Annotated in this window: 14 protein-coding genes; 9 read left to right on the top strand and 5 right to left on the bottom strand. The window is 38.2% G+C overall.

The features are described from left to right. The 3 genes from ES948_RS05865 to ES948_RS05855 form a co-directional block, all read left to right on the top strand. Positions 1 to 217 (top strand): hypothetical protein (locus ES948_RS05865; protein WP_223176041.1); only part of this gene is annotated, 217 nt, incomplete at its 5' end. Between the two features lie 58 nt (positions 218 to 275). Next, positions 276 to 1244, top strand: a complete 969-nt coding sequence (locus ES948_RS05860) for a 6-phosphofructokinase (RefSeq protein WP_152184012.1) — start codon at positions 276 to 278, stop codon at positions 1242 to 1244. Continuing rightward, positions 1237 to 1548 (top strand): YqfO family protein, encoded by a 312-nt coding sequence (locus ES948_RS05855; RefSeq protein WP_152184011.1) that lies wholly within the window; start codon positions 1237 to 1239, stop codon positions 1546 to 1548. Before ES948_RS05860 ends, ES948_RS05855 begins: the two co-directional genes overlap by 8 nt. On the opposite strand, the gene ES948_RS05850 is transcribed toward ES948_RS05855, so the two are convergent. The 5 genes from ES948_RS05850 to ES948_RS05830 form a co-directional block, all read right to left on the bottom strand. Next, the gene (locus ES948_RS05850; RefSeq protein ID WP_152184010.1) at positions 1545 to 2132 is read right to left on the bottom strand and encodes a DUF302 domain-containing protein; all 588 of its coding nucleotides are present in this window, start codon (positions 2130 to 2132) and stop codon (positions 1545 to 1547) included. The genes ES948_RS05855 and ES948_RS05850 overlap by 4 nt on opposite strands. Before the next feature lie 183 nt (positions 2133 to 2315). Next, positions 2316 to 4529: a phosphoribosylformylglycinamidine synthase subunit PurL gene (gene purL / locus ES948_RS05845; RefSeq protein WP_152184009.1), complete on the bottom strand. Its 2214-nt coding sequence runs from the start codon at positions 4527 to 4529 to the stop codon at positions 2316 to 2318. Positions 4530 to 4597: 68 nt separating this feature from the next. After that, positions 4598 to 5044, bottom strand: coding sequence for a DsrE family protein (locus ES948_RS05840; protein ID WP_188109460.1), 447 nt, complete (start codon positions 5042 to 5044; stop codon positions 4598 to 4600). An 18-nt stretch (positions 5045 to 5062) separates the two neighbouring features. Continuing rightward, a complete protein-coding gene (gene greA, locus ES948_RS05835; RefSeq protein ID WP_152184008.1) occupies positions 5063 to 5587 on the bottom strand; it encodes a transcription elongation factor GreA in 525 nt (174 codons plus the stop codon). Between the two features lie 8 nt (positions 5588 to 5595). Continuing rightward, positions 5596 to 5922 carry a hypothetical protein gene (locus ES948_RS05830; protein ID WP_152184007.1) on the bottom strand — a complete coding sequence of 109 codons (327 nt, stop codon included), beginning with the start codon at positions 5920 to 5922 and terminating at the stop codon, positions 5596 to 5598. 148 nt (positions 5923 to 6070) lie between these two features. Here ES948_RS05830 and ES948_RS05825 point away from each other — a divergent pair, with 148 nt between their 5' ends. From ES948_RS05825 to lepA, 6 genes are all read left to right on the top strand, one after another. Next, positions 6071 to 6871, top strand: a complete 801-nt coding sequence (locus ES948_RS05825) for an HDOD domain-containing protein (protein ID WP_152184006.1) — start codon at positions 6071 to 6073, stop codon at positions 6869 to 6871. Position 6872: 1 nt separating this feature from the next. Next, positions 6873 to 8819: an RNB domain-containing ribonuclease gene (locus ES948_RS05820; protein ID WP_246153828.1), complete on the top strand. Its 1947-nt coding sequence runs from the start codon at positions 6873 to 6875 to the stop codon at positions 8817 to 8819. After that, positions 8812 to 9780 carry a DNA polymerase III subunit delta gene (gene holA / locus ES948_RS05815; RefSeq protein WP_152184005.1) on the top strand — a complete coding sequence of 323 codons (969 nt, stop codon included), beginning with the start codon at positions 8812 to 8814 and terminating at the stop codon, positions 9778 to 9780. The genes ES948_RS05820 and holA overlap by 8 nt, the downstream gene beginning before the upstream one ends. A gap of 61 nt (positions 9781 to 9841) precedes the next feature. After that, positions 9842 to 10243, top strand: a complete 402-nt coding sequence (locus ES948_RS05810; RefSeq protein WP_152184004.1) for a Fur family transcriptional regulator — start codon at positions 9842 to 9844, stop codon at positions 10241 to 10243. A 78-nt stretch (positions 10244 to 10321) separates the two neighbouring features. Further along, entirely contained in the window at positions 10322 to 11248 is a 927-nt protein-coding gene (locus tag ES948_RS05805) for a ribose-phosphate pyrophosphokinase (protein ID WP_152184003.1), read from the top strand. A gap of 13 nt (positions 11249 to 11261) precedes the next feature. After that, the gene (lepA, locus tag ES948_RS05800; protein WP_152184002.1) at positions 11262 to 13052 is read left to right on the top strand and encodes a translation elongation factor 4; all 1791 of its coding nucleotides are present in this window, start codon (positions 11262 to 11264) and stop codon (positions 13050 to 13052) included. Positions 13053 to 13055: the final 3 nt, after the last annotated feature.

Below are 13055 nucleotides of genomic sequence, written 5' to 3'. Positions count from 1 at the left end.
TTTTTACTTTTTAGTGCAAAATTTTAGGATTCGTTTGACATATAACCAAAGTCGCAATGATATTTCAAGAACATTAAGCGGAACTCTATCATATTTTATCAAACCGATGAACAGTGCCCTCTCATTAAAGCTTTCAAGAACAAACAACAGTTCCAATATTGCTATGTATACCTATAAAAGAAATCAGATAGGACTTGATATTTCAACAAACTTTTAATAGAATAGTCCCATAAAACTGTATCATTTATGATATAAATTTTTTTGGGATTAATAAAATGAAAAAGATAGCAATTTTATGTTCAGGCGGTGATGTTTCAGGAATGAATCCGGCTTTAAAACATTTTGTTGAGTATAGTATTCAAAAAGGTTTAACCCCTTACTTTATCTACAACGGTTTTGAGGGACTTATTGATAACAAAATCAAAGAGGCTTCTTACTGTGATGTAGCTGGTATCATTAACAAAGGCGGTACCAAGATAGGCTCATCACGCAGCCAAAGATTTATGCAACAAGAGTATAGGAAGCAAGCCAAAGCCAATCTTGAAAAACATGGAATTACTATGCTTGTTGTTCTTGGAGGAGATGGTTCATTTCGGGGTATGGAGGTTTTTTACAAAGAACATGGTGTGGCATTTTGTGGTATTCCTTCTACGATTGATAATGATATAGCCGGCACATCTTACTGTTTAGGAGTTGATACAGCTTTAAATATCATACGTAATGCTCTTGATGCCATTCGCGATACTGCTTCTTCATTCAGTCGTGCCTTTGTCATCGAGACAATGGGAAGAGAGTGTGGTTATCTCACACTTGTATCTGCTTTGACTTCAGGTGCTGAGCTTTGTTTAATCCCGGAAGTTCCTTATGATTTGAAAAGTTATGAAAAAAACTTTAAAGAGCAGATGAAAAATGGAAGAAATTACTTTATTGCTATCGTCTCAGAAGGCATCGCACAAGAGTCAAAAGAGATTGCAGCGTGGTTTGAAAAAAGTGTTGGCATGGAGACAAGAGTCACAGTACTTGGGCATATTCAGCGTGGTGGCAATCCGACAGTGTATGACAGACTAATGGCTTACAAATTCGTATCTCACGCGATAGATGGACTGTTACAGGATAAAGATGATGCAGTCATCTGTTTTAATGATGGGGGATTTTCATATAAAAGTATCAATGAAGTAGCTTTTGAGAAGTATGAACTCGATTATGAGCTTCTTAACTATTTAAAGGATATGCAAAATGTATAAACTCAGTTATTATGTACCCAAAGAAGCTAAAGAGAAGACAAAAAATGCTCTTTTTGAGATTGGTGCGGGGAAGTTTAACAATTATGAGAACTGCTCTTTTGAGAGTTTGGGCAGAGGACAGTTTAAACCTATTGGCGAGGCAAATCCATATATCGGTGCAAAAGACAGAATTGAATATGTTACAGAGTATAAAATAGAGATGATTTGTTCTGATACGTTGATAAAAAAAGCTGTAGAGATATTAAAAAAAGCACACCCCTATGAAGAGGTGGCTTATGAGGTAATCAAACTAGAAGATATCTAGAAATCACCTTTTGCTGCACGCTCAGGAATCCCTTCCATTGCTACTTTAACTTTCTCAGCAGCTTCTAGCATTTTTGGCGGTAATGGGTATCCACCATATATTGCAAGAGTCATATCCATACTGATAAGATAAGCATCACCATTTCCATATTGAACATACATGATTCTACATGGCATAAAACCACCATAGTATCTTGAATAGTTCAAGAATATTTTAGCTGTTGTCAGATTACATAAAGACCAAATTCTTGCTTCTTTAACTTCATCTGGTTTTGCATCTTCTTTCGTATACATTTTTACATAACCAGTAAGACGCATATTATACTCTTCTGTAAGTGCCTCGATTGATTCTTTTACATCATCTCCACTTATACCTTCATCAACTTTCCACTCTTTCATCATAGCACGAGCAGGATCACCATACTCAACAACTTTTGTAAACATAGCATCGTATGCATCCATTGCACGATTATCTAGTTTATGCTGACCAGTTACTGCTGTCCAACCCATATGCATTGTAGAACATCCACTTGCAAAAAATGCAAAACTGACTGCTAATAATGCAGTTAATAAACTTCTTCTCATTTAATTTCCTTTATCTAAATTCTGTGAGATTATACAATGATTAATATAAAAGTAAATTGATTTTTCAAATTATATTTTTACATAGAAAATATAATTAATTATTATAAGTAAAGAGGCATTGTGCGTGAGGTGATTAGAAATCACCTTTTTTTGTGCACATTTTGAAATTCTGATTATCGTTTTTTATAGATCTTGTTCTATCACACGTTTGAATGTATTGAAGTAGTTATCTTGTAATGTTTCCATGCTCATAGTAACATTATTTATTTTCACTGTATCACCACCAACAACACCTATCTTTTCACATGCCAAACCATCCAGCATTGCTTCAAAAGCTTCAGCATTTTCAGGTTTAACTTCCACTATTGCACGGCTTTGGGATTCAGCGAAAATATCTCTCTCATCTTCTACACTCATACTCACGTCACATCCAAGTCCACTTGTTGCCGCCATCTTAGCAAGTGCGATTGCCACACCACCACTACTTGCATCTTTAGCACACTCTAGAAGATGCTTCTTATTTGCTTCAATGACCAGATCCCAAAGAGCAAGCTCTTTTGCATAATCTATCTCAGGAAGTTTTCCTGCAACAACACCACAAATCTCTTTCATATATAAAGAGCCACCAAACTCACTTTTGCTCTCTCCTACAAGATAGAGCTGATTACCTGCCTCTTGAAATGTTGACATTAGGACATTGTTTTGGTCATCATTAACCCCAACTGTTGCGATAGACGGTGTTGGGAAAACGGAAACACCGTTTGTTTCATTATAAAGTGAAACATTTCCACCGATTACCGGAGTCGTTAGCTCAGCACAGGCTTCTTTAATACCTAAACATCCCTCTGCAAACTGCCACATAACTTCAGGATTCTCAGGATTACCGTAGTTCAAACAATCTGTAATAGCCAGTGGACGTGCTCCACTCATAGCGACATTACGACCTGATTCAACAACAGCAGCAGCTCCACCGCCTTTAGGGTCGATGTAACAGTAACGTACATTACAGTCCGCTGACATTGCCAGAGCTTTTCCATTCTCTTTTACACGAATAACTGAAGCATCAAGCTCTCCGCCTTTTTTAACCGTATTTGTCTGAACCATAGAATCATACTGTGTATAGATCCATGATTTATCTACAACTTCCATAGATTTTGTCAGCTTTTCAAATGCTTCTTGGTTCTCAACTTTTGGAAAGTCATTAATAGTTGTATCTTTAATCAGATCAAGATACTCTGGTCTTTTCATTGGACGGTTCAGCTCTGGTGCCTCTTCAGAAACCGGATCAACAGGAACCTCTGCAACTTTCTCACCATGCCAGAAAAGTTCCATATTCCCTGTATCTGTCACTTCACCGATAACTGCAGCATCAAGGTCCCACTTCTCAAAAATTTTAATGATCTCTTCTTCACTTCCTTTTTTCGCACAAAGAAGCATACGCTCTTGAGACTCAGAGAGCATAAAGTCATAAGGAGTCATATTCTCTTCACGAGCAGGAACTTTATCAAGATGCATAATCATCCCGCTTCCTGAACGTCCTGCCATCTCAAATGATGAAGATGTAAGCCCAGCTGCACCCATATCTTGGATACCGATAACATAATCAGTTTTGAAAAGCTCCAAACATGCTTCTAAAAGAAGTTTTTCAGTGAAAGGATCCCCAACTTGAACAGTTGGACGAAGTGATTTTGACTCTTCTGTAAAAGAGTCTGAACTCATAACAGCCCCACCAAGACCATCACGACCGGTTTTTGCACCAACATAAAGAACCGGATTTCCTATACCTTCTGCTTTCCCATAGAATATCTCATCACTTTTTGCAAGACCGAGTGTAAATGCATTTACCAGAATGTTTCCATTATAACACTCATCAAAACTTGTCTCACCACCAATTGTTGGAACTCCCATACAGTTACCATAACCACCGATTCCTTCAGTTACACCACGAACAAGATACCTCTGATGTTTTGAAGTTTTATCGTCATTTAAAACATTACCAAAACGAAGTGCATTGAGGTTTGCTACAGGGCGTGCACCCATTGTAAAGACATCACGCATAATCCCACCAACACCAGTTGCTGCACCTTGATATGGTTCAATGAAAGATGGGTGATTGTGACTCTCCATCTTAAATACGGCTGCCATACCATCACCGATGTCAATAACACCGGCATTTTCACCCGGACCTTGAATGACCCACGGTGCTGATGTTGGGAAACCTTTTAAGTGTACTTTTGAAGATTTATATGAACAGTGCTCAGACCACATTGCGGAGAAGATTCCAAGTTCTACGAGATTTGGCTCACGACCCAAAATCTGCTTGATATGTGTATAGTCTTCCTGCGATAATTTATGATTAGCTAACTGTGTATCTATATCTGGTAATTGTTGGCTCATTTGGTGTTGTCCTAAAAATTGGTTTTTAAAAGCGGATTATATCTAAATGTGGGTAAAAATTATTTTAATTATTTAAAAGTCATCAATGCATAACCATCATTTTGGTACGCAATCGTGTCAATATAACTGTTTTTTGAAATCTTTAAAAATGGGAGTACATCCTCTTTATCAATAGAATTCGCATTTAATGACATCGCACAAACGACAAGCTCAATATTTTTTCTTTTTGAGAGTTCAATAAGATACTCTTGTGCCTGCTTCATAGCATTCACCGCTTCACCTTCTACTAACATATCATAATTCTCAGAAGCGATCAGTGCACATTTTCCATGAATGGTCAATGCAGCTTTTATGCTATCACCCTGTTCTTCTATCATATCTATCGTTTTTCCGACAAGCCACATACGACTCTTCAGATAGTTGGCATCATTTGAGCTGCAGTCAAAAACAACTTTATACTCTTTTGCTTCTGCAAAAGTAACAAATAACAGTAAAAAAAGTGTGAAAATTCTCATCCGTTTTCCTTTGATTTTTTAATGAAAAGCATAATCACTTTTCGTGCGGATATTTTGCTTTAAAGAGTAGATGTTTTTATATGCAATCGCTTCTATCTCATACTCTTTCATACCGTTAGGAAGTTTAATCTTAAAATCATCTCCAACCTCTTTTCCAAGCATCGCTTTTGCCAATGGAGAGTGTACAGAAATAAGCCCGTTTTCCGGTTCACTCTCTAAAACACCACAGATAGTAAATACCTTCTCTTCATCTGTATCGAGATCAATTAAAGTTACACTGCTTCCAAAAGAGACACGTTCATGATTGTGTAAAGAGGGATCAATTACCTGTGCATTTTGTATCATTTTATTCAAATAAAAAAGGCGCTTATCGATAAATCGGAGTTTCTCTTTTGCTGCTTGATAGTCTGCATTTTCACTTCTATCACCAAGTGCAGCTGCAACGAGCTTTTCCTGCGCCGTTTTAGGTTTTTCAACTTCTAGCAGGTATTTAAACTCTTCGACCAAAGTATCATACCCTTCAAGGCTCATAGGCTCACGCAATGTTTTTCCTAATGGTGAAAACCAATAATATAGTAAGTCTCTTTATTTGGAAGCTTTTCAATATCTACTTTATATTTTTCACTAAAATGCTCTATCTTTTCATGTGCTTCCTGTGCTAGTTCCGGTGTCGGTGAATCTACTTTGATTTTTAAATAATTTTTCGTATTTGAGAGGGCTACATAAGCGTTATTAACTTTTAAATGCTCATTTAAATCCATGATATGTTTCTCAATTTTTTCATACCCTGGTGTATTTTCCTGTATATCTTTTAACTGTTTTGTCAGTGCATCATTTGGCGTATAGCCCAATTGAGTTAAAATCGCTTCTGCTTCCATCTATCTTTTCCTTCTTTTACTTTTTTTTGTTAGTCTTAAAAATAATATCAGTTTTTTGTAAATATTCAGTATGAATTTATCTATTGATACTATAATTATAAACACAATACGATGTTTATACACATTCATTAAAAAGTGAGTAACCAATATGACAGAAGAAATACTTAAGAAAATCAAACAACTCCCACCTCTTCCAGAATCTGCAATGCAGATTGAGGCGGTTTACCAAGATCCGGATTCTACTTTTAACGACATGGTAAAAATTTTAGAAAAAGATCCTCTTCTTACAGCGGACATTCTCAAAGCGGCAAACTCTCCGCTTTATGGATTTAGCCGTGAGATCAATGCAATCTCTCAGGCAGTAGGACTTTTTGGAATGGGAACAGTTCGTGGTTTTGCGTTAGCGAGTATTGTGAAAAAAAGCTTTACACTTGACCTCTCACCATATGGTATAACAAATGAGATGTTCTCAGCACTTTCTAAAAAACAGCATGCACTGATGACTTCATGGTGTTTACGAAAAGAGAACAGACTGCTTGGTGTTCTCTCTCCTGCAGCATTTCTTGTTGAAATTGGAAAAGTATTGATCGCTCAGCAGGTTATTGCAGACAAAAAAGAAGAAGAGTTCCGTGATGCCCTCTTAGAACTGCAAGATGTTGAAGCAGCAGAGAGAGAAGTAGTAGGTGCAGATACGCCAGAAGTAAGTGCTACAATCTTTGAACAATGGAAGTTCGAAGAGGGTCTTGTTGATGTTATAAGAAACTGCCAGAACCCTGAAAAAGCGGAAGAAGAAGACAGACGTGCAGCACAAATTTTAAATGTTGTCCGTGTAGCAGTACCAATCAATGGTGTTCTAACAGAAGATAGCATCAACAAAGCAAAAGAGCTTATCGAAGAGTATGAGCTTGATATGGAAAGCTTCGATAACGCTATAGAGGCTTTTAAATAAATTGCACGAATTAAAATCTCTCCTTATTAAACTCACACACGGTGTGAGCGAGCAAGACACCTCTGAAGATGAATTATCACTTGTTAAAGAGTGGCTTGCAAAAAAATATCTCACTTTTAAAAACAATACCTATAAATTTAACTCAAAATACCGTGCCGGTGTTTTGGGACTCGTGCAAAAAGGAACAGCCTATCTTCATGTCATTGGTGATAATGTCAAAGACCTCTACATCGATGAGCTCGGCAGTGCAACAGAAGGTGACCTCATCATTGCAAAGAGAATTCTTGGTAAACGTGGAGGGGCGAGTGCCAAGATAACTGAAGTTGTCGGGCGCCAAGAGAGCTATGGAGTTGCCTACATTATAGAAAAGTATGGGCATAAATCTTTAGTTGACATTAAAACAGACCATCCTGTAGGAGCTGAGCTTACGCCAGAAGAGTTAGAAAACTATCAGCTTGGAGATGTCTTTAAAATTGACCATCAAGAGCACAGAGTAATGGAAAAGCTTGGTCATATGGATGATCCAAAAGTCGATGAAAAAATCGTTCTTGCTCAGTACAACAAACATGACGAGTTTGATGAAGAGGTCTTAAAGATAGCCCGTTCATTTCCACCTGTTGATGCAAGGAAATATCCAAAAAGAAAAGACCTGCGTGAGCTTCCTTTTTGTACTATTGACCCCGTGACTGCAAAAGATTTCGATGATGCTATCTACTGGGATGATGCAAATTCCACTCTTTATGTTGCTATCGCTGATGTGAGTGAATATGTCAAACCTTTTGGAGCACTTGACAATGAGGCAATGTACAGAGGTTTTTCTATCTATCTACCGCACCGTTCTATTCCAATGCTTCCACGTCAGCTGAGTGAGACTCTCTGTTCACTCCAACCGCATATTGACCGTCTTGCTTATGTTTTTGAGATAAAACTAGACAAAGAGACTCTTGAAGTTGTTAATTCTGATGTTTATGAAGCAATTATTCACTCAGACAGACGTTTTAACTATGAAGAGATTGATAATTTTTTTGATGGAAAACTAAAGGCAAAAACACAAGAAGAAGAGACCATCTTTGCAGCTCTAACAAAACTACGTACTATTACGGACAGACTCAAAGAAAAACGTCTTAAAATCGGTTTTGACTTTCACTCTGTTGAAATCTCCATGGAGCTCGATGAAGAGACAAATCTTTTATCTACAAAAGAGTCCGAAGAGACACCTTCTCACGCACTTATAGAAGACTGTATGCTGCTAGCGAACAAAGAAGCTGCCAAGATGTATGAGAGAGGAATCTTTAGGATTCATGAACCGCCAAGTCAAACAAAACTCCAAACACTCTATCAAGAGCTCTCTGCTATTGGGATGAACATCGAGATTAAAAGTACAGTCAAAGAAACCATTGAAACGATTCAAAAACAGGCACGTGAGATGGGCATAGAAGCAGATGTCGACACCCTTATTATACGCTCACAGATGCAGGCACGCTATGCACCGCTGAACTCTGGACACTTTGGGCTTGGATTTGAAGAATATACACACTTTACTTCACCTATTCGACGTTACTCAGACCTCATTGTACACAGACTCATTAAAGCCATCAAAAAAGGTGATACAAAAGAGGGCTCTTATGTTCTTAGAAACATCGAAACCTTGGCCATGATGGTAAGTGAAAAAGAGCGAGAGGCAAGTACCGTCGAGGTAGAATACAAAGCACGAAAATATGCACGCTGGGCAAAAAACAATCTTGGTCGCGAGTTCAAAGCCAGAGTTGTAGCTACAGACCCTGAATTCAAAGCTGATCTGCATGATGAGATAATCGGTGCACGTATCAATATTACAACAGCTAGCGATATCGTCCTCTTTGAAAATGTCATTGTGCGTATTGACAAAGTGGATATTGCCCGTGCTCGAATCTATGGTGCTGTAGTAGGAAAAGCAAGCGATGTATAAAAATGAATTTGACAACCATATTCGAAACAAGACGATTTCAAACTCTTTTGTCTTTTTCGGGGAGAGTCATTTCCTCATAGATATGTACACAAAAATGCTCAGCAATGTAGAAGATGCAAACATCTTAAACTACTACCATGATGAGTATGACTTTAACTCGGCAAAAGCGCACCTCTCACAAGGTTCACTCTTTGGTGATCGAAACATCCTCATTATAAAAAGTGAGAAAAAAGTTCCAAAAAAAGAGCTTGATACTCTTTTAGAGCTTGCAAGTAAAAATCCGGACAATATTTTTATCTACGCATACTATGGAAGCGATCACAAATCTTACAACAACGCAAAGAGCTTTGCCAAAACGAAGACGATGAGTGTTCGCTTCTTTCATCCAAAAGAGTTTGAAGCACAAAATATCCTGCTCCAAATTGCTCAGGAAAAAGAGGTGACTATTGATAAGTACACCCTCTCACATCTTCTCAAAATTCACAACGGGGATGTAGCACTTGCAGCCAATGAGATAGAAAAGTTTCGTGTTTTTGACAGAGAGATAAGTACCAAAGATGTTGATGCATTGGTTTATGGGCTCGGAGAGATTAACCTTGATGATTTTATGAAAAAACTCTTAGAGAAAAAAGATTTTAAAGAAGATCTGCAAAATATTTTAGAACATGGCGAAGATGAGATACGTATACTTACAGCACTCACATCATACCTCACGCAGCTTTATATGTTTAACATTTACATTCGAGTAAACGGAGCACCCAATGCCTTGGAAATTTTAGGCTACCCTGCTCCAAAGTTTGTCGTAGAACAAAAAGCATCATTTGCTATAAAAATCAAACTTGGCACTTTCTATAGACTCCATGAACTCCTGCTTGAAAGTGAGCTAAAGATGAAGAGCTCTCATATAGATAAGAGTGCTATACTTTTCTCAACACTTATAAAGCTGCAAAAGATACTTTAAAAATACTTAACCAATATCAATAACTATTATACTTTAAACTTTTTTTCTGTATAATGGCGCCATGAATAATTTTACAGACAGTTTAAGAGCACACCATTTAAAAGCGACTCCTCAAAGATTGGAGATTGCAAATACATTGTACAAGTATGGGCATGTAAACATAGAAGACCTCTATGAGATAATGCTCAAGAAATTTAATTCGATTTCACTTGCTACAATTTATAAAAATATAAATATCATGATAGAAAATGCCTTTATCCAAGAGGTAAAAATCCCAAATCAAAAATCCGTATATGAGCTGACAAAAGAGGCACATTCACACCTTGTATGTGACAAATGTGGTATGGTAGAAGATATTACGCTCGACCTTAGCAGTATTAGTGAGCTTGCTGCACACTCAACAAACTTTCAAATAAAAAAAGCAGACCTCGTTTTCTCCGGTCTTTGTAAAAACTGCCAGTAAGGCACTTGACTCTTCAAACTATCCTCAGCACATTTAGTGTATAATCGCGCATTAATTTACTCCTAGAAGGAAATACCAATGCGTGGTTATAAGATTTTTGCTGGCTCTGCTAGTGTTGATTTTGCAAATGAAGTTTGCTCAATTTTAGATGTTCCTTTAGCAAAAGCTGATGTTAAGAAGTTTAGTGATGGAGAGATCTCTGTTCAGATTTCTGAGAGTGTTCGTGGTCGTGATGTTTTTATCATCCAATCAACAGGTGCACCGTCAAATGACAACCTAATGGAGCTTTTAATCATGACAGATGCACTCAAGCGTTCATCTGCTCAAAGTATTACTGCTGTTGTTCCTTACTATGGTTATGCACGTCAGGACAGAAAAGCAGCTCCTCGTGTTCCAATCACTGCAAAACTCGTAGCAGATATGTTCCAAACTGCAGGTATTGATAGAGTTGTAACGATTGACCTGCATGCTGGACAGATTCAAGGTTTCTTTGATATTCCGGTTGACAATCTTTACGGTTCTATCACTTTTGAGCAATACATCAAAAGCAAAAATCTTAAAAATCCTATTATTGCATCTCCAGACATTGGCGGTGTTGCTCGTGCTCGTTACTTTGCAAAAAGAATGGGACTTGAGATGGTTATCGTTGATAAACGCCGTGAAAAAGCGAATGAGAGTGAAGTAATGAATATCATCGGTGATGTCGAAGGTAAAGATGTCATTATGATTGATGATATGGTAGATACTGCAGGTACTATGGTAAAAGCCGCGACTGCTTTAAAGAACAAAGGTGCAACATCTGTTATGGCATGTGCAACACATGGAGTACTCAGTGGAAAAGCCTATGATAATCTTGAACATGGTGAACTTGATGAACTTATCATCACAAACACACTTGAATCAAAAGCTCATAAAAAAATCAAAGTGCTTACTGTAGCACCACTCTTTGCAGAGGTAATCCGCAGAGTTTATCATAATGAGAGTGTTAATTCACTTTTTGCATAAGTAGAGGACAGAGTTGAAAAATATACGAAACTTTTCTATCATTGCCCATATTGATCATGGAAAATCTACACTAGCTGACCGTATCATCCAAGAGTGTGGTGCTGTGAGCGAGAGAGAGCTAAGCTCTCAAATGATGGATACGATGGATATCGAACAAGAGCGTGGCATCACCATCAAAGCACAATCGGTTCGACTTGATTATGTAAAAGATGGCGAGCACTACATCCTTAATCTCATTGACACTCCGGGCCATGTTGATTTCTCTTATGAGGTAAGTAAATCTTTGGCTTCATCTGATGGAGCTCTGCTCATTGTAGATGCAGCTCAAGGTGTTGAAGCTCAAACGATTGCAAATGTCTACTTGGCACTTGATAATGATCTTGAACTCATCCCGGTAATCAACAAAATAGACCTCCCGGCAGCCGAGCCGGAACGTGTGGCAGAAGAGATTGAAACTTCCATCGGCATCGATGCTACAGATGCGGTACTCGTGAGTGCAAAAACCGGTGTTGGGATTCGTGAGCTCATTGATGCTATCGTAGAGAGAGTTCCTGAGCCACAGGGTGATCCTGAGGGACCGACAAAGGCCATCATTTATGATTCATGGTTTGATCAGTATCTTGGAGCACTGGCACTTGTTCGTGTATTTGACGGTGAGATCAAGAAAAATCAAGTGATTAAACTAATGAGCAATGGTGAAGAGCATCAGGTCCTTGACTTGATGTACCCGCACCCTATCAAGAAGATAAAAACTCCTGCGATAAAAAGTGGAGAGATAGGCATCGTTGTTTTAGGTCTTAAAGAGGTGAGTGTTGTCAGTGTCGGTGATACGATTACCGATGCGAAAAATCCTTGCACCGAGCCTGTCGGTGAGTATGAACCTGCAAAACCATTTGTTTTTGCAGGACTCTACCCGATAGATACAGACAAGTTTGAAGACCTGCGTGATGCACTTGATAAACTCAAGCTTAATGACTCTGCACTTTCATATGAGCCGGAGACCTCTGTAGCTCTTGGCTTTGGTTTTCGTGTCGGTTTTCTTGGAATGCTGCATATGGAAGTTGTTAAAGAGCGACTTGAGCGTGAGTTTGGACTTGACCTCATCGCTACTGCACCATCAGTTGTTTATCATGTATATCTTACAGATGGCACAAAGGTTGAAGTACAAAACCCTAGTGAACTTCCGGAAGTGCAAAAGATAGATAGAATCGAAGAGCCTTATGTAAAAGCAACGGTCATCACTCCTAGTGAATACCTTGGAAATATTATGAACCTGCTTGTCTCAAAACGTGGTATTCAAAGCAAGATGACCTACTTAAATGAAGAGCGTGTTATGCTTGAGTATGAACTTCCTATGAATGAGATAGTAGTAGACTTTTATGATAAACTCAAATCTATCTCTAAAGGCTACGCTTCTTTTGACTATGAGCCAAGTGAGTTTAAAGAGGGTGACCTTGTAAAACTTGATGTAAGAGTTGCAGGTGAAGTCGTTGATGCACTCAGCATTATCGTACCACGAACTTCAGCAGTAAGCCGTGGTCGTGCACTTGTTAAAAATATGAAAGAGATTATTCCTCGTCAGCTCTTTGAAGTAGCTGTTCAGGCATCTCTTGGTAATCAGGTCATTGCCCGTGAGACTGTAAAATCGATGGGGAAAAATGTAACTGCAAAATGTTACGGTGGAGATATTACCCGTAAACGTAAACTCCTAGAGAAACAAAAAGCAGGTAAAAAACGTATGAAAGCTATCGGAAAGGTTCAACTTCCACAAGAGGCTTTTATGTCCGTACTCAAGATGGACTAAAAA

The sequence above is a fragment of the Sulfurimonas indica genome (assembly GCF_009192995.1).
Classification (GTDB): domain Bacteria; phylum Campylobacterota; class Campylobacteria; order Campylobacterales; family Sulfurimonadaceae; genus Sulfurimonas; species Sulfurimonas indica.
This window is presented reverse-complemented; position numbering and strand designations above follow the sequence as displayed.

Coding starts and splice junctions, on each gene's coding strand:
- holA (WP_152184005.1), top strand. CDS start 8,812: ATGTATAAAAATGAATTTGACAACCATATTCGAAACAAGACGATTTCA.
- ES948_RS05810 (WP_152184004.1), top strand. CDS start 9,842: ATGAATAATTTTACAGACAGTTTAAGAGCACACCATTTAAAAGCGACT.
- ES948_RS05840 (WP_188109460.1), bottom strand. CDS start 5,044: ATGAGAATTTTCACACTTTTTTTACTGTTATTTGTTACTTTTGCAGAA.
- ES948_RS05825 (WP_152184006.1), top strand. CDS start 6,071: ATGACAGAAGAAATACTTAAGAAAATCAAACAACTCCCACCTCTTCCA.
- purL (WP_152184009.1), bottom strand. CDS start 4,529: ATGAGCCAACAATTACCAGATATAGATACACAGTTAGCTAATCATAAA.
- ES948_RS05855 (WP_152184011.1), top strand. CDS start 1,237: ATGTATAAACTCAGTTATTATGTACCCAAAGAAGCTAAAGAGAAGACA.
- ES948_RS05830 (WP_152184007.1), bottom strand. CDS start 5,922: ATGGAAGCAGAAGCGATTTTAACTCAATTGGGCTATACGCCAAATGAT.
- ES948_RS05805 (WP_152184003.1), top strand. CDS start 10,322: ATGCGTGGTTATAAGATTTTTGCTGGCTCTGCTAGTGTTGATTTTGCA.
- ES948_RS05860 (WP_152184012.1), top strand. CDS start 276: ATGAAAAAGATAGCAATTTTATGTTCAGGCGGTGATGTTTCAGGAATG.
- ES948_RS05850 (WP_152184010.1), bottom strand. CDS start 2,132: ATGAGAAGAAGTTTATTAACTGCATTATTAGCAGTCAGTTTTGCATTT.